The organism is Nonomuraea aurantiaca (assembly GCF_020215705.1).
GTDB classification, from domain to species: Bacteria; Actinomycetota; Actinomycetes; order Streptosporangiales; family Streptosporangiaceae; genus Nonomuraea; species Nonomuraea aurantiaca.
The window spans coordinates 329,507-346,110 of the sequence record NZ_JAIWNB010000006.1 but is presented as its reverse complement, the minus strand read 5'-3'; the positions used below and the strand labels follow the sequence as shown (position 1 = coordinate 346,110).

Sequence of the window (16,604 nt, the reverse complement as noted above, 5' to 3'; positions counted from 1 at the left end):
TCGCTGAACGTCCCGGCCACGCCGCCCTCAACCGCGGCAGGCGTGGCCGGCTCAGCCGCCGTGGACCGTAGTTGGTTCAGCGGCGGTAAGCGGTAGTTGGTTCAGCGGCCGTAGGCGTAGTTGGCGATCCACAGCCCCGGGATCACCTCCACCTCGTCGAGCCCCTCGAACCCCAGCCGCTCGTACAGCTTCCTGGCCGGCGCGTTGGCCCGCCCGGTGGACACCACGATTCTGCGGCTGCCCGCCCGGCTCATGACCTCCTCGACCAGCGCCCGCCCCACCCCTCGCCGATGCGCCGCGGGATCGACCACCAGCCGGTCGATGTCGACCTCATCCACCGTCTCGCTCCACGCGACGGCTCCTACCAGCAGCTCGTCCTCGTCGAAGGCCCCCACCCACCGCAACGGCCGCGCCCGCAGCTCATCGAGCGTCTCATTCAACGGGGGAATGCGGTCATCCTCGATGATCTTCGCCTCGACCGCGTACGCGGCATGCTGAACGGCCAGCAACCGAGGCCCCACCGACTCACTATCGGGCGATATTTCGGAAATCTGCATCCCCCGAGTATCTCCTAGCCGATCTCCCACAACGCGCTCACCGGCATCGCCCTCATCCGATCAGGTGACGCGTTGGTCGCTGTGATCGTGACGCGCTGGTCGCCCACCTCGTGACGCGTTGGTCGCTACTTTCGTGACGCATCGGTCGCTGTGCTCGTGACGCTTCGGTCGCCCGATCATTGACCCCGCCAAGATCTCGACGGACGCTGCACAAGTCTGCGTTCCCTTCCGTGCGGTGCTCATTCGGCTAAGGCGCAAACGGTTGCCGTCCGTATCCCCGTTATGGGTCGGCCGGTAATGGGGCTGCTCAACCAGGGCAGCTTCTAGGTGCGCAGCGTTCTTCGACGACTGGAGGAAACATGATCGAGTACGGTCAACCCAACCCGGCGGCGGGCCCGCCGCTCGTCGCCGTCGAGGGGACGCCCCGTGAGATGGGGGCCGAGATCGGCCGCAGGACCAGCGCGCTCGTCGAGCGGAGCCTGGAGACGTACCTGCGCAGGTTCCGTGACGACGTGGGCCTGTCGGACGCCGACGTGCTGCGCTGGGGCGCCACCTATCTCGCCGTGGCCCAAGGTTACGACCGTACGATCGCGGAGATGCTGGAGGGTCTGGCCGAGGGGGCGGGCAGGCGGGTCGAGCACATCACGGCGCTCAACGCGCGTACTGAGTTGCTCTACGGGACCGGCTACCACGACGAGGGCTGCACCTCGGTGGCGGTCTTGCCCCAGTACACGCGCGACGGCCACACCCTGCTCGCGCAGAACTGGGACTGGAACCCTGAGCAGGGACCCGTCACCTTCCTGCTGGCGACCCGCGACACCGAGGGGTTCTCGGTGCTCACGCTGGCCGAGGCGGGCATGCTGGCCAAGAGCGGCCTGAACTCCGCCGGCCTCGGGGTCTGCGCCAACCTGCTCGTCTCCGACCGGGACACCGGCGGCGAGGGCGTGCCGTACCACTATCTGCTGCGCGGGGTGCTGAACGCACCGCGGATGAGCACCGCGTTGCGCAGGACGCTCAACGTGCCCCGCGTCTCCTCCGGGAACGTGCTCATCGCCGACGCCGGAGGTGAGGCGATCGACCTTGAGGTGGCGCCCGGCGTGTTCGGGCACCTGCTGCCGGAGGACGGTCTGCTGGCCCACTCCAACCACTTCCAATGTCCGCTTCCGCTGCGTGACGAGAAGGTGGCGGCCTCGGCTCTTACACTGCTGCGGCCCGCACGGATGCGCCATCTGCTGGAGGACGCGGCGCGCGTACGAGCCGTGACTGTCGAGGACATCGTGGCGGCGCTGCGCGACCACTTCTCCTTCCCCGACGGCATCTGCCGCCACCGCGACCCCGACGTAGCGGAGGCCGATCTGTCCACGACGGTGTACTCGATCGTGATGGATCTCGACGAGCGCGTTCTGTCCATCGCGAGCGGGCCGCCGTGCGAGCACCGCTACGCGCGCTGGCGCCTGGACGACGTCTTCACCCAGGACGCCGTGCCCGCTCTGCACTCCATACCGGAGGAGTCTCCCGTCCACACCGGATGAGTCGATCCGCGGTCCAGGCCGAAGGAGCCGGTCGGCGCTAGGCGGGGATGAAGAGCCAGGACTTCGAGACGCCCGGCTCATAGGGGGAGTCGAGGCGCTTGGCGACCACGCCGGGCAATCCCTGCTCGCGGGCCGCCTGCCGTACCGGCTTGGCCTGGCCCGGCCACGCGGGGGCGGTCTGCCAGCGGGCGGCGGCCGGCATGAGCGCTTCCAAGGCCGCGCGGCGGGCCGTGTACGGCAGCGCGACCAGGGAGTGGCCCTCGTCGTAAAGGAGGTCGTAGCAGACCAGGACCTCCGTGCCCGCCATCGTGACCACCTCGCCGTCCAGCACCGCCGTGCGGCTGCCGAACGACGCCGCGAGCGGGCGCAGCCAGGGATGGCGCCGCGCCGCCTCCGTACGCCCGCCGTCGATCGCCACCAGCACGCGCTCCCCGCCCCACGCGAACTCGAACGCGTAGCCGGCCACGTCGCGTGGCAGCCGGGTCCGTTCGACCGGGAGCATCGGGTCGAGCGGAGGCAGGGGATCGCGGGAGGGCGGGTCCATGCGGTGGATCATCCAGTTCTTGCCGTTCGTCGGGAACAGCACGAACCGTCCTGCGGCTCGCGAGCCGTGCAGCACGACCTTGACCTCGCGGTCGGACCACTTCTCGGTCTCGTACGTGCCGCGGTCCCAGACCGTCATCGTGCCGCCGCCGTACTCGCCCTTGGGGATCTCGCCGTGGAAGTCGAGGTATTCCATCGGGTGGTCCTCGGTACGCACGGCCAGGTGATTGACGCGTGGGTCGGCGGGCAGGCCCTTGGGGATCGCCCAGGAGGCGAGCACGCCGTCGCGCTCCAGCCGCAGGTCCCAGTGCAGGGCGCGGGCGTGGTGCTCCTGGATCACGAATGCGGCGCCGTCGCCCCGCTCGGGCGCGGCCCCGTCACCCGGCTCCGGTGCGGAGCCGGGTGACGGGGCCGCGCCGGGGACGGGTTCGGGGGTACGACTGGCGTCGCGTTTGCTGCGATATTTCTCCAGTTTGTCGGGCACGCAGGGTTTCTACCCTCAGTCGAGGGCCTTGCGCAGCCAGGATTCGACTCCCGCGATGTGCACCGTGGCCCAGGAGCGGGCCACGTCGGGCTGACGGGTGGCGATGGCCTCGTAGATCGCGGTGTGCTGCTCGCGGGTCTTCTCCATCGCGCCCTCCTGGGTCAGCCCGCGCCAGATCCGCGCCCGGGTCGTCGGCCCGGACAGGCTCTCGATGAACGAGCAGAGCACGCTGTTGCCCGAACCCCGCGCGATCCGGTGGTGGAAGTCCAGGTCGTTGGCCACCAACTCCTCCACCGTGGGCGAGTCGGGCAGCGACTCCAGGATCACCCGGAGCTCGTCGATCTCCGCATCGGTCATCTGCTCGGTCGCCATCGCCGTCGCCGCGGGCTCCAGGATGCGGCGCACCTCGAAGAACTGGATCACCGTGTCGTCGCGATGCAGGTCGAGCACGAACGACATGGTGTCGAGCAGCAGGCGCGGCTCCAGGCTGGTGACGTAGGTGCCGTCTCCCTGCCGTACGTCGAGGACGTTGATCAGCGCCAGTGCTCGTACGGCCTCGCGGAGCGAGTTGCGCGACAGGCCGAGGCGCTCGGCCAGGTCGGCCTCCTTCGGCAGCCTGTCGCCGGGCGTGAGCTCGCCCGAGAGGATCATTTGCTTGATTTTGTCGATGGCTGCGTCGGTGACCGCCACACTTTTCTCCCTAGACATCGGATGTCTAGGATTCTAGGGCCTGGAAGCGCACCGCATCGACTCCGGAGACGCGGCGAATCACGCCACGCGCCTCCAGCGTGCGCAGATGCGCGGCCGCCTCTCCCGCGGCCATGCCGCGCAGGACGGGGGACAGTTCGTCCCAGGGCCGGTTCCAGGTCATCATCGCGGCGGTCTCCCAGATGGTCAGCGGTTGCGCGCGCTCGGCCAGGAGGGCGCCGAGTCGCTGGAGCTTCTCCTCGTGATGGTGGCGGATCTCGGCGGCGCGCGCGGCTACATCCGGAAATATCCATTCATGGGCGGGAAGCGCATCCAGCGGGCCCAGCTCGCCGACGCGGTCCAGCGACTCCAGAAAATCCCCCAGAGGATCAACATCGTCCCGGTCATAGGGATAAATCCCGACGTGGGGTGTGATGTCGGGGAGGACGTGGTCACCGGTGAACAGGCGGTCGGCGTCCTCCAGGTGCAGGCAGATGTGGCCGGGGGTGTGGCCCGGCGTGTGCACGGCCCGCAGCTTGCGGCCCGGCAGGTCCACCAGGTCGCCGTCGCGCAGCTCGCGGTCGGGCAGTGCGGGCGTGTCCGGGCGGCCGGCGGTGGCGACCGCCACGTCCTCGTGCCCGGCCCCCGCCCGCCTGAGCATGTCGGCCTGGAAGTCGCGGTGTTCGCCGTCGGCGAGGCCGTGCATGAGCCTGACCAGCGCGGCGTCCGACTCGTGCATCGCGATCCAGGCGCCGGACTCCGCCCTGACCTGACCGGCCAGCCCGGCGTGGTCGGGATGGAAGTGGGTGACGACCACGCCTCGAACCCCGGTCACGTCGAGGCCGAGGGTCCGCAGGCCGCCGCTGAGGGCCGCCCAGGCGTCCGGATGGTTCCAGCCGGCGTCCACCAGCACGGGGCCCTTGGGGGAGTCGACGGCGTAGACGAGCGTGTAGCCGAGCGGGTTGCCGGGGATCGGCACGGGCACGCTCCACACCCCGCCGCCGAGGTCCTGCGGGCGCTGCTCGGTGTACGGCCTGCGCCGGGTCGTCTTCATGCTGGAGCCCCCGTTGAGCGTGCTTGTCCTGGGTCGAGTGTGCGGGACGGAAACGTGAGATCGGCACGGGATTTCCAACGCCGCGGACGTGCGCGGTAGGTCACGTGATGCGTTCGATGATCGTGGCCGTCGCCAGCGCGCCGCCCGCGCACATCGTGACCAGCGCGGTCGATGAGTCGGAGCGCTCCAGCTCGTGCAGCGCCGTCGTGAGCAGCCGCGCCCCCGTGGCGCCGACGGGGTGGCCGAGCGCGATCGCGCCGCCGTTGACGTTGACGTGGTCGAAGTCGGGCTCGTGCACGCTCGCCCATGACAGGACGACCGACGCGAACGCCTCGTTCACCTCGAACCTGTCGATGTCGCCGATCGTCATCCCGGCCGTCGCGAGCACCTTCGCCGTCGCGTCCACCGGCCCGTCGAGGTGGTAGTAGGGCTCCGCGCCGACGAGGGCCTGGGCCAGGATCCGGGCCCGGGGCCGCAGGCCGTGGCGCAGGGCCGTCTCCTCGCCCATCACCAGCACCGCGGCGGCGCCGTCGGAGATCTGCGACGAGGTGCCCGCGGTGTGCCGGCCGCCCTCGCCCATCACCGGCTTGAGCCCGGCCAGCCCGTCGACGGTGGTCTCGCGTAAGCCCTGGTCCCTGCATACCTGCCCGACGGGCACGATCTCCCGCTCGAACCGCCCGTCGGCCCACGCCTTGGCGGCCAGCTGCTGCGACCGCGCCCCGAACCAGTCGAGCCGCTCGCGGGTGAGCCCGCGCCGCTCCGCGATCCGCTCGGCCGCGGTGAACTGGTCGGGCAGGTCGATGTTCCAGTCGTCGGGCTTCGGCTTGGCCGGCAGGACGTTGCTGCCGAGAGGCGCCCGGCTCATCACCTCGACCCCGCACCCGATGCCCACGTCGATCACGCCGGCCCGGATCATCGCCGCCGCCAGGTGTACGGCCTGCTGCGACGATCCGCACTGGGCGTCGACCGTGGTCACCCCCGTTTGGTACGGCAGCCCCGCGTACAGCCAGGAGTGCCGCCCCACATGCCCGCCCTGCTCGCCCGCCTGGGTCACGCACCCGGCGAAGACCTGGCCGACGATCGCCGGGTCGATCCCGGAGCGCTCGATCAGGCCGTTGAGCGCGGTGGCCAGCACCTGCTGCGGTTTGAGCTCGGCCAGCCAGCCACCCCGCTTGCCGATGGGGGTGCGGACGGCCTCGACGATCACCGGTGTGCCCACAGTAGCCTCCAGAATGATGCTCTGGCCGTGACTGTAACGCGTTCTAGTTTCCGGTGGAAGCCCCGCTCAACGTGCGAGGCAGCCCGAACGTCTCGAAGAGGCCCAGGTCGAAGAACATCGCGACGTGGCTGACCCGCGAGCCGGTGAACGTGAGCACCGGCAGCGAGAACGCGTCATAGACATCCCCATGCCGCAGATACATCCCGAACGCCGGCTGCCCGTTCGCCTCGACCGGCACCAGCCGCAGGTCGCCGGCCTTCTTCGCGGGGCAGTTGGTCGTGATGAGCCGGCCGATCTCCTCGGCGCCCTGATACCACCCGGTGAACGGCGGCATCTCCCAGACCGCGTCCTTCGTGAACAGCTCCACGATGCCCGCCACGTCGTAATTCTCGAACGCCGCCACATAGCGGTCGAGCTGCGCCCGCTGCTCGGCCGTCAGCGGCTCGATCGGGTCGTCGAGGCTCGGCGCCACCTCGTCGAGCTGGGCACGGGCGCGCTGCAGCGTGCTGTTGACCGCGACGGTCGTCGTGTCGAGCACCTCGGCCACCTCGGCGGCCCGCCACTTGAGCACGTCGCGCAGGATCAGCACCGCCCGCTGCCTGGGCGGCAGGTGCTGCAGCGCGGCGATGAGCGCGAGCCGGATGCTGTCGCGCGAGGTGACGATGGCGGCGGGATCGTCGGCCCCGGCGCCGACCATCCCGTTGGGCACGGGCTCCAGCCACGGCACCTCGTTGCCCTCGACCAGCGGGCCGATCGCCTCGGACGCGGGCGCGCCGAGCCCGGTCGGCAGCGGCCGCCGGCCCCGGCTGTCGAGCGCCGTCAGGCAGGCCGTCGTGGCGATGCGATAGAGCCAGGTGCGCAGGGACGAACGCCCCTCGAACCCGTCATAGGCGCGCCACGCGCGCAGGTAGGTCTCCTGGACGAGATCCTCGGCGTCGTGCACCGACCCCAGCATGCGGTAGCAGTGCGCCAGCAACTCGCGCCGCATCAGGTCGGTCTGTCGCAGGAACTCATCGTTCGACGGCCGCTCTGTCATATCCCCTGTATAGCCCCCGCCACCGACAGATCGATGGGTTCAGGGGCGTACGGAGAGGACGATCTTCCCCGTCGTACGGCCGGACTCGCCCAGCCGTGTGCCTTGGCCGCGTCCGCCAGCGGCAGGACGGCGGCCAGTTCGGCCCGGAGCTTCCCGGCCTTCGCCAGCGCGGCCAGCGCCCTCATCGTGGCGTGGTCGGGCTCGACGAGCATGGCCGCCGACCGGATGCCGCGCTCGGCGGCCCGCGCGTGCAGGCCCTCGTCCAGGAGCGAGAGAGCCAGCGAGACGATCGTGCCGCCATCCCGCAGGGTGCGCAGCGATCGTGGGCCGTAGTCGCCGCCCATGGTCTCGATCACCACGTCGACGTCGCGGACGACCTCGGCGAAGTCTTCGCTCCGGTAGTCGACCAGTTCGTCGGCGCCGAGGCCGCGGAGCCACTCGTGCTTGGCAGCGCTGGCCGTACCGATCACGTACGCGCCGCGCGCCTTGGCGATCTGCACGGCGAAGTGCCCCACACCGCCCGCCGCCGCGTGCACGAGCACTCGCTGACCCTCCGTCAGCCCCGCGGTGTCCACCAGCGCCTGCCAGGCGGTCAGCGCGGCGAGGGGGATCGCGGCCGCCTGGTCGTGGTCGAGGTTCGCGGGCTTGGGGGCGAAATGGCGGGCGGGGGCGCTGACATACTCGGCGTAGGCGCCGTGGCCGTACGGAAAGCGGAGCATGCCGAAGACCTCGTCACCGGGCTGGTAAAGGGTCGTGCCCAGGCCCACCTGCTCGACGACGCCGGAGACGTCCCAGCCGAGCACGAACGGCGGCACCCCCAGCTGACCGCCGGTGGTCCGGGTCTTCCAGTCCGCGGGGTTGACCCCGGCCGCGTGCACCCGCACGAGCACCTCGGTCGGTCCCGGCGTGGGCCTGTCGATCTCGATCATCTTCAGTACTTCTGGTCCGCCCAGGGCGTCCTGGCTGATCGCGTGCATCTTCATGCGTCAAGCCTGCTGCGCCGGGGCACCTGGCTGCGAGTGGCCCGGTGGCCAATATGTGTAAAGATCGGGCCATGCATCGTGTGGTCGTACTGGCGCTGCCGAACGTCATCCCGTTCGAGCTGAGCGTGCCGTCCAGGATCTTCTGTACGGCACATGGTCCGGGAGGCGAGCCGCTCTACGAGGTGATCACCTGCACGCTCGACGGCGGCCCCGTCGCCACGGCCGCCGACTACGCGATCGCCGTCGAACACGACGCGGGCGCGCTGGCCATCGCCGACACCGTCGTCATCGCCGCCGCCGCCGGCTTCGCGGACATCACCGGCCCGGAGTCGCTGCCTCCCCAGCTCCTCGACGCCCTCTCTCTGGTACGGCCGGGCACCCGCCTCGTCTCGATCTGCATCGCCACCTTCGTCCTCGCGGCCGCGGGACTCCTCGACGGCCGCCCGGCCACCACCCACTGGCGGCACGCCGAGCGCTTCGCCCGCCTCTTCCCCGACGTGCGGATGGACTCGGACGTGCTGTTCGTGGACGACGGTGACGTGCTCACCTCGGCGGGCGCGTCGGCGGGCGTGGACCTCTGCCTGCACCTGGTGAGGCGCGACCACGGCAGTGAGATCGCCAACCAGGTGGCCCGCCACTGCATCGTCCCTCCGTGGCGGGACGGCGGCCAAGCCCAGTACGTCGAACGCCCGGTCCCCGAACCATCGGCCTCCGGCACCGCCCCCACCCGGGCCTGGGCACTCCAGCACCTGTCCACCCCGCTCCAGCTGGCCGACCTGGCCGAACACGCGGGCATGAGCAGACGCACCTTCACCCGGCACTTCCGTCACGAGGTGGGCCAGAGCCCCGGCCAATGGCTGCTCCAGCAACGGGTGGAGCTGGCCAGACACCTCCTGGAGACCACGGACCTGCCGGTGGACCGGGTGGCGGAGCGGTCGGGTTTCGGCACGGGGGCGTCTCTGCGGCAGCACCTGCACGCGTCACTGGGGGTGTCCCCACACGCGTATCGCCGCACGTTCAGGGCGGTCGGCTGACGACGACGCCCGTCGGTGGTCACCGGCCGTCCAGGCGACCGCCGCGGGTCGTCGGCTGACCACGCCACCGGTCAAGAGTGCGCCGTCACGGCGCCCAGCCCTTTGCGGGTCAGCGGCCGTCTCCCTGGAGGCGCTCAGCCCTGTGCGGTGGGTGGGGCCGGCCAGGCGGTGCCGTAAAAACTGGCGGTAAAAAAACTAGAGGTCGTTGACGAGCCGTGCGGCGGCGATCTCGATGCGGCGCTGGATCTGCTCATAGGTGCGGCGCCCGCGCAGCATCTCCAGGAGCTCCTGCACCCACACGCTGGACAGCGACCCCGCCAGGTCGAGCTGCACCTCGCTGGCCCGCTCCCGCGTGAGGTCGGCGGAGACGCGCAGCAGCAGCCCCGTCATCCGGTCGCCGAACGGCGTCTCCACCTCAGCCATGATCAGCGACCGGATGAGCGCGTCGGCCAGCTCAGGCTCGCGCATGAGGCCGCGCGTGGCGCGCATCAGGACGTCGACCGCGCGGCCCGCCGGGGTGGAGGCGCTCGGCGGGCGGCGCTGGATGCTGCTCTCCAGCAGGTCGATCTCCTCGCCGACGACCGCCACGACCAGGTCCATCTTCGACGGGAAGTAGCGGTAGAGGGTGCCGAGCGCGACGCCCGCCCGCTCGGCGACCGTGCGCATCTGCATGGCCTCGACGCCACCGCGCGAGGCCAGGGCGGCGGCCGCCTGGACGATACGCTTGCGGCGCTGGTGCTGGCTACGCGTACGGACGCTGTGACCGCCGGACGTGGAATGGCTCTCCATGATCCCCTCGGTGTCGCTGGGGGGCGCGGCGGTCGTCGCCTGCGGGGTACGCATGAGAACACGTTATCTGATTTCTCGATAACTCGGCTTGTTACCCGCGAGTCACAAAGAACCTGTATAGGCGCATGTCTGCGGCGCTACAGGCATATATCCAGACTTGTTGGGATGTGTCGCGGCTGGACAGATATTAGAATCTGTTCTAGTTTGCGGAACTGTTGACCGAGCGCTTGCTGGGAGGGTCGATGGCCGCGGACACACTCGCCGCCCTGCTGCTGGCCCGGGCCGATGATGACCGTCCGGGGCTGGTCTTCGAGGATCGCGTGTGGTCGTGGCGCTCGGTCGTGGCCGCCTGCCGTACCGCCGCCGCCTGGCTGAACGCCCGCACCTTCGACGGGCCGCCGCACGTGGGGGTGCTCTGCGACAACGTGCCGGAGATGGTGTTCCTGCTGGGTGGGGCCGCGCTCTCCGGGCGGGTGCTGGTGGCGCTGAACCCGACCCGATCGGTGGAGGAGCTGGCCCGCGACGCCGGCGCCACCGACGTCGGCCTCCTGCTGTGGGACACGCCTTACGAGACGGTGGCGCGGTCCGTCGCCGAAACCTCGGGGACCGCCTCGATGCCCGTCCCGGACTGGGGCTCGGGAGACACGCCGGCCCCGGACGCGAGCTCTCTGGACGCGAGCCCGCACGCTGATCCGGGTGCGTTGGTCATGCTGATCTTCACCTCCGGGACGTCCGGACGGCCGCGGGCGGTGCGGATCACGCAGCGGAAGATCGCCGTCCCCGGCGTCTCGCTGGCCGCGATGCTGACCCCCGCCGACGCCGTCTACTGCGCGATGCCGCTCTTCCACTCCGGCGCCGTCATGGCCGCGTACGCCCCCGCCGTGGCGTCAGGGGCGGCGCTGGTGCTGCGGCGGAGGTTCTCCGCGTCGGGCCTGCTGCCGGACATCAGGCGGTACGGCTGTACGTACCTCCACTACGTCGGCAAAGCGCTCTCCTACGTCCTGGCCACCCCGCGGCAGCCCGACGACGCCGACAACCCCCTGAGGCTCGCCTTCGGCAACGAGGGGAGCGCCACGGCGACCCGGCGGTTCGGGGAGCGGTTCGGCTGTCACGTGATCGACGCGTTCGGGTCGACGGAGACGGCCATCTCGCTCACCCCGGACCCGGCGGGGCCGCCCGGCTGCCTCGGCCGGCTGCCGCCGGGCATCGAGATCCGCAGCTGGCTGACCGGCCTGCCGTGCCCGCCGGGCCGGGTCGAGGACGGGCGGCTGCTCAACCCCGACGAGGCGGTCGGCGAGCTGGTGAACACCGGCGGCCTCGGCCTGTTCGACGGCTACTACAACGACCCGGAGGCCGACGCCGAGCGGATGCGGGAGGGCGCGTTCTGGTCGGGCGACCTGGCGTACGCGGACGCCGACGGCTACGTGTTCTTCGCGGGGCGGGGCACCGAGCGGCTCCGCGTGGACGGCGAGAACCTGGCGGTGGCGCCCATCGAGGCGGTCCTGCGGGAGTTCCCGGGCGTGATTGAGGCGGCCGTCTACCCGGTGCCGGACGCGGCGGCCGGAGACCAGGTCATGGCGGCGCTGGTTCTGGAGGCGGCGTTCGATCCCGTCGCGTTCGCCGGGTTCCTCGCCGGGCGCCGCAATCTGGGTGCCAAGTCGTTCCCCCGGTACGTACGCATCTCCGATGGTCTGCCCCAGACCCCCTCGCACAAGGTCGTCAAGCGTGTCCTGGTGAAGGAGGGCTGGCGGACGGCCGACCCCGTCTGGTGGCGTCCGGCGGGCACGGAGATCCGATTACTGGGCGGCGCGGACGTCGCGGCGATCGAGCGGGAGTTCGCCCGGCACGGCCGGCAACACCTTTTGGAGAAATAGTGGATTTCAACCTGGATGAGACCCAGCAGGACCTACGTACCCTGACCGCCGACCTCCTGGCGAAGGAGGCGACCCAGGAGCGGCTGGAGGCGCACGAGAAGAGCGGCCGGCCGTATGACGAACGGCTCTGGCAGGCGCTGTGCCAGGCGGGGCTGATGAGCGTGTGCGTGCCGGAGGACGCCGGCGGCGCCGGGCTCGGGTCCGTCGAGCTGGCCGTGGTGCTCCGCGAGGTCGGCGCGCGGGCCGCCCCGGCGCCCGCGCTGGCGACACTGGTGAGCACGCTCGCCCTGGCCCGCTACGGCACACCCGAGCAGCAGCGGCCGCCCGCCGACAGCGTCGGCACGGTGGCGCTGCGGGAAGCGGGCCGGGCGCCGGCGGACCCGCCGTCGACCGCCGCCGAGCGGGACGGCGACGGGTGGGTGCTGACCGGCCGCAAGGTCGGGGTCCCGTACGGGAGCGAGGCCGCGTACGTGCTGGTCGCCGCCGACGAGGGGGTGTTCCTGGTCACCGGGGGGTGGACGGCGCACCCGGAGTTCGCCGCCAACGGCGAGTCGCTGGCCACCGTCGTGCTCGACCGGACCCCGGCCGAGCGGCTGGCGGGTCCGGAGGCGGTCTCGGGTCTGCGGCAGATCTTCACGGCGGCCGTCGCGGCCCAGGCGAGCGGCGTGCTGGCCGGAGCTCTCACATTAACCACCGAGTACATCAAGAACAGGAAGCAGTTCGGCCGCGCCCTGGCCGAGTTCCAGGCGGTCACCGTACAGATCGCCGACGTCTACATCGCCACGCGGGCGCTCGACGTGGCCGTGTGGTCGGGCGCCTGGCTCCTCGCCAACGACCTCCCGGCGGAGGAGGACCTGGCCGTGGCCGCCTTCCATGTCAGTGAGGCGTACAAGGCGCTCTACACCTGCCAGCACCTGCACGGCGGTCTGGGCCTCGATGTGACGTACCCGCTGCACCGCTACTTCGCGCACGCCAAGCACCTGACGCACCTGCTCGGCGGCGCCGACGCCCAGCTCGACCTGATCGGAGCGCTCGTCTGATGCTGATCGACCTGACCCCCGACCAGCGCAGGCTCCGCGACGAGCTGCGCGAGTACTTCCAGAACTGCCTCACCGACGAGGACCGCCGCAAGATCGCCCAGGACCCCTTCGGCACCGCCTACATGGAGCACTGCCGCCGGCTCGGCCGCGACCGCAAGCTCGGCCTCGGCTGGCCGAAAGAGTACGGCGGCGCCGGTTTCGGCCCGCTCGAACAGCAGATCTTCGCCAACGAGATCGCCCGCGCCGGCGTGCCGTACCCGCTCATCACGCTGCAGACGGTCGGGCCCACCCTGATGCAGTACGGCACGCAGGAGCAGAAGGAGATGTTCCTGCCGAGCATCCTGGCCGGAGAGTGCCACTTCGCGATCGGCTACAGCGAGCCCGAGGCCGGTACGGACCTGGCCTCGCTGCGGACCACGGCGGTGCTCGACGGCGACCACTACGTCGTCAACGGCCAGAAGATCTTCACCAGCGGCGCCCACTACGCCCAGTACATCTGGCTCGCCACCCGCACCAACCCCGACGCCAAGAAGCACAAGGGCATCACGATGATGATCGCCTCGACCGAGGATCCCGGCTTCTCCTGGACCCCGATCGTCACCATGGACGGCCGCCACCACACGAACGCCACCTACTACGCCGACGTCCGCGTCCCGGCGAACATGGTCGTCGGCGAGGTGGACAAGGGCTGGGACCTGATCGTCAACCAGCTCAACCACGAACGCGTCACGCTCGGTCCCGCCGGGAACCTCGGCCAGACCTACGACCGCTTCCTGGCCTGGGCGCGCGGTACCGGGCTGGTGGAGAATCCGGACGTACGGCGGGCGCTCGGCAGGGTGCGGGCGTACTTCCGGACGAACGAGCTGCTCAACTGGCAGGTCGCGGCGAACATGGACCTCGGCTGGCTGGGCGCGCCCGACGCGTCGGCCACCAAGGTCTACGCCTCGGAGCGGGTCCAGGAGGTCGGCCGGCTCATCGGCGACATCCTGTCCCGCTACGGCGACCCGTCGGACCCGGAGACGGCCGAGCTCCTGGAGCGCACCGATCATGGGGTGAAGGGCGCGGTGGTGCTGACGTTCGGCGGCGGGGTGAACGAGGTGCAGCGCGAACTGATCGCCATGCTCGGCCTGAGCCTCCCGAGGCCGCCCCGATGACCGACGCCCCCGCCCCCTCGACGCCCGACCCCGCGAGCGTGGACAGGGAGCTGCGGGAGCTGGCGGACAAGCAGGCCGCCCTCGGGGAGATGCGCGGCGCCCCCGCGGCCGATCCGGTGAACGCGCCCATGATCAGGCACTGGCAGGACGCCCTCGGCGACGCGAACCCGGCCTACCTCGACCAAGGAGTCGCGCCGCCGGCGATGATCCAGGTCTGGACCATGCAGGGCCTCCGCCAGCACGCCGCCAAGGACCGCTCGCCGGTCGACGACACGCTCGCCGCACTGAATGCGCACGGCTACACGGGCGTGGTGGCGACGAACTGCGAGCAGACCTATCACCGGTACGTACGGCTCGGCGAGCGCCTGACCCCGTCGACCCGCTTCACGAGCCTCGTGGGCCCGAAGCGGACGGCGCTCGGCGAGGGCTACTTCGCCACCTGGAACGTCACCTGGTACGGCGAGGCGGACGAACCAGTGGCCGAGATGATGTTCCGAATCCTGAAATTTCGCCCACGCACCAGCCAAGGCCCCAGCTCCGCCGCCCCACCATCCGAGACCGCAGGATCCGAGGCCGCGAAACCCCAGGAGACCGGCCGCCGCGAGCCGTACCCGTTGCGCCCCGCCGTCAACGCCGACACGGCCTTCTTCTGGGAGGGCGTCCAGCAGGGCGAGCTGCGCATCCAGCGCTGCGCCGACTGCGGCGAACTCCGCCACCCACCCGGCCCGGTATGTCCCGCCTGCCGCTCCACCAACCGCACCCACACCGTGGCGAGCGGCCACGGCACCGTCTACAGCTACGTCGTCCACCACCACCCGCCGGTGCCGGGACGCGAGACGCCCTTCGTGGTGGCGGTGGTCGAACTGCCAGAAGGGGTGAGGATCGTGGGAAACATCGTGGACTGTCCGACCGACGCCGTCAGTATCGGCATGTCGTTGCGCGTGACGTACCGCGCGCTGGACGACGAACTAGTCCTGCCCATGTGGGCGCCAGGGGAGTCGTGATGCGGACACTGACCGAAGACCAGGTCGAGCTAGGTTCGGCGCTTCCCGAGCTGTCGATCGACCTCACGCCCACGGTGGTCGTCTCCACCGCCCTCGCCACCATGGACTTCACCCCGGTGCACCACGACGTCGAGCGCGCCCGCGCGCAGGGCTCCAAGGACATCTTCCTCAACATCCTGACCACGATGGGGCTGGTGGAGCGGTACGTCACGGACTGGGCGGGTCCAGCGGCCATCATCAGACGCATCAACGTCAAGCTCGGGGTCCCGGCGTACGCGGGCGACCGGCTGAGCTTCACCGGCACGATCGTCTCGCGGGCGGCGGGGGAGCTCACGGTCGAGGTACGCGGCAAGGTCAGCCTCGGCGACCACGCCACCGGCACGATCACCCTCACCCTCCCCACAGCCCCCTGACCCGACTTCGAAGGAGTGGCACGTCAGTGCTCAAGTCACGAGCCGCCATCGCCGGCATCGGCGCCACCGAGTTCAGCAAGCGATCCGGCCGGTCGGAGCTGCGGCTGGCGGCCGAGGCCGTGTTCGCCGCGCTCGACGATGCCGGGGTGGCACCGGGTGACGTGGACGGGATGGTGACCTTCACCCAGGACACCAACCAGGAGATCGCCGTGGCCCGCGAGATCGGCGCCGGTGAGCTCACGTACTTCTCCAGGGTCGAGTACGGAGGCGGCGCGGCGTGCGGCACGGTGGCGCAGGCCGCCATGGCCGTCGCGACCGGCGTGGCCACCACCGTGGTCTGCTACCGGGCGTTCAACGAGCGGTCCGGCCGTAGGTTCGGGCAGCCGGACGCCCGCCTGGGCGGCCAGCCGACATCGCAGGGGCTGGAGATGAGCTGGCACGTCCCGTTCGGGCTGATGACGCCCGCCGGGTGGGTGGCCATGTTCGCCCAGCGGTACATGCACACCTATGGCGCCACATCAGAGGACTTCGGCCGGGTGGCCGTCGCCATGCGCAGGCACGCCTCCACCAACCCCGCCGCCTGGTTCCACGGCCGGCCCATCACCCTGGCGGAGCACCAGGAGTCCAAGTGGATCGTGGAGCCGCTGCACCTGCTCGACTGCTGCCAGGAGAGCGACGGGGCCGTGGCCCTGGTGGTCACGACCACCGAACGGGCCCGGGACCTGCGCCGCTCCCCGGCTGTGATCACCGCCGCCGCCCAGGGATCGGGCGCGGGGCAGATGATGATGACCAGCTACTACCGCGATGACATGAGCGGTCTGCCGGAGATGGGCGTCGTCGGCCGTCGTTTATGGGAAATGTCCGGCCTAACCCCGCAGGACATCCAGACAGCCATCCTGTACGACCACTTCACCCCGTTCGTCCTGGCCCAACTGGAGGAGCTGGGATTCTGCGGCCGGGGAGAGGCCCCCGGCTACCTCCAGGACGGCGGCATCGAACTCGGCGGCCGCCTGCCCGTCAACCCGAACGGCGGCCAGCTGGGGGAGGCCTACATCCACGGCATGAACGGCATCGCCGAGGCCGTACGCCAGCTCAGGGGCACCTCCGCCAACCAGGTGAGCGGCGTCCGCAACGTCCTGGTAACGGCGGGCACGGGCGTCCCGACGAGCGGCCTGATCCTGTCGGCCGGCTGACGACGTCG

The 16,604-nt window shown here is 70.8% G+C and carries 16 protein-coding genes; 8 read left to right on the top strand and 8 right to left on the bottom strand.

What is annotated here, in order from left to right; genetic code table 11:
* Positions 1–101 precede the first annotated feature (101 nt).
* Entirely contained in the window at positions 102–521 is a 420-nt protein-coding gene (locus LDL49_RS17745) for a GNAT family N-acetyltransferase (protein WP_225292169.1), read from the bottom strand.
* 395 nt (positions 522–916) lie between these two features.
* Between LDL49_RS17745 and LDL49_RS17740 the strand changes: the two genes are divergently transcribed.
* The gene (locus LDL49_RS17740; protein WP_225292168.1) at positions 917–2,089 is read left to right on the top strand and encodes a C45 family autoproteolytic acyltransferase/hydrolase; all 1,173 of its coding nucleotides are present in this window, start codon (positions 917–919) and stop codon (positions 2,087–2,089) included.
* A gap of 37 nt (positions 2,090–2,126) precedes the next feature.
* On the opposite strand, the gene LDL49_RS17735 is transcribed toward LDL49_RS17740, so the two are convergent.
* The 6 genes from LDL49_RS17735 to LDL49_RS17710 all read right to left on the bottom strand — a co-directional run bounded on the left by LDL49_RS17735 (position 2,127) and on the right by LDL49_RS17710 (position 8,095).
* Complete coding sequence (locus LDL49_RS17735) at positions 2,127–3,116, bottom strand: DNA polymerase ligase N-terminal domain-containing protein (protein WP_225292167.1); 990 nt, start codon at positions 3,114–3,116, stop codon at positions 2,127–2,129.
* Between the two features lie 15 nt (positions 3,117–3,131).
* Positions 3,132–3,806 (bottom strand): FadR/GntR family transcriptional regulator, encoded by a 675-nt coding sequence (locus LDL49_RS17730; RefSeq protein WP_225292166.1) that lies wholly within the window; start codon positions 3,804–3,806, stop codon positions 3,132–3,134.
* Positions 3,807–3,831: 25 nt separating this feature from the next.
* Complete coding sequence (locus LDL49_RS17725) at positions 3,832–4,857, bottom strand: MBL fold metallo-hydrolase (RefSeq protein ID WP_225292165.1); 1,026 nt, start codon at positions 4,855–4,857, stop codon at positions 3,832–3,834.
* Positions 4,858–4,957: 100 nt separating this feature from the next.
* Entirely contained in the window at positions 4,958–6,076 is a 1,119-nt protein-coding gene (locus LDL49_RS17720; protein WP_225292164.1) for a steroid 3-ketoacyl-CoA thiolase, read from the bottom strand.
* Positions 6,077–6,119: 43 nt separating this feature from the next.
* On the bottom strand, positions 6,120–7,112 hold the full coding sequence (locus tag LDL49_RS17715; protein WP_225292163.1) for a sigma-70 family RNA polymerase sigma factor: 993 nt from the start codon (positions 7,110–7,112) through the stop codon (positions 6,120–6,122).
* Entirely contained in the window at positions 7,109–8,095 is a 987-nt protein-coding gene (locus LDL49_RS17710) for an NADP-dependent oxidoreductase (protein ID WP_308016137.1), read from the bottom strand. The genes LDL49_RS17715 and LDL49_RS17710 overlap by 4 nt, the downstream gene beginning before the upstream one ends.
* A 71-nt stretch (positions 8,096–8,166) precedes the next feature.
* Here LDL49_RS17710 and LDL49_RS17705 point away from each other — a divergent pair, with 71 nt between their 5' ends.
* Positions 8,167–9,129, top strand: coding sequence for a GlxA family transcriptional regulator (locus LDL49_RS17705; protein WP_225292162.1), 963 nt, complete (start codon positions 8,167–8,169; stop codon positions 9,127–9,129).
* A gap of 195 nt (positions 9,130–9,324) precedes the next feature.
* Here LDL49_RS17705 and LDL49_RS17700 read toward each other — a convergent pair whose 3' ends face one another.
* A complete protein-coding gene (locus LDL49_RS17700; protein WP_225292255.1) occupies positions 9,325–9,918 on the bottom strand; it encodes a TetR family transcriptional regulator in 594 nt (197 codons plus the stop codon).
* Positions 9,919–10,160: 242 nt separating this feature from the next.
* Here LDL49_RS17700 and LDL49_RS17695 point away from each other — a divergent pair, with 242 nt between their 5' ends.
* The 6 genes from LDL49_RS17695 to LDL49_RS17670 are packed head-to-tail and all read left to right on the top strand — an operon-like array spanning position 10,161 to position 16,596.
* On the top strand, positions 10,161–11,792 hold the full coding sequence (locus LDL49_RS17695) for an AMP-binding protein (protein WP_225292161.1): 1,632 nt from the start codon (positions 10,161–10,163) through the stop codon (positions 11,790–11,792).
* Entirely contained in the window at positions 11,792–12,832 is a 1,041-nt protein-coding gene (locus LDL49_RS17690) for an acyl-CoA dehydrogenase family protein (RefSeq protein ID WP_225292160.1), read from the top strand. Before LDL49_RS17695 ends, LDL49_RS17690 begins: the two co-directional genes overlap by 1 nt.
* Complete coding sequence (locus LDL49_RS17685) at positions 12,832–13,986, top strand: acyl-CoA dehydrogenase family protein (RefSeq protein ID WP_225292159.1); 1,155 nt, start codon at positions 12,832–12,834, stop codon at positions 13,984–13,986. The genes LDL49_RS17690 and LDL49_RS17685 overlap by 1 nt, the downstream gene beginning before the upstream one ends.
* Positions 13,983–14,990: a bifunctional MaoC family dehydratase N-terminal/OB-fold nucleic acid binding domain-containing protein gene (locus tag LDL49_RS17680; protein ID WP_225292158.1), complete on the top strand. Its 1,008-nt coding sequence runs from the start codon at positions 13,983–13,985 to the stop codon at positions 14,988–14,990. Before LDL49_RS17685 ends, LDL49_RS17680 begins: the two co-directional genes overlap by 4 nt.
* Positions 14,990–15,403, top strand: coding sequence for a MaoC/PaaZ C-terminal domain-containing protein (locus LDL49_RS17675; RefSeq protein WP_225292157.1), 414 nt, complete (start codon positions 14,990–14,992; stop codon positions 15,401–15,403). Before LDL49_RS17680 ends, LDL49_RS17675 begins: the two co-directional genes overlap by 1 nt.
* Before the next feature lie 26 nt (positions 15,404–15,429).
* Positions 15,430–16,596: a lipid-transfer protein gene (locus LDL49_RS17670; protein WP_225292156.1), complete on the top strand. Its 1,167-nt coding sequence runs from the start codon at positions 15,430–15,432 to the stop codon at positions 16,594–16,596.
* Positions 16,597–16,604 lie beyond the last annotated feature (8 nt).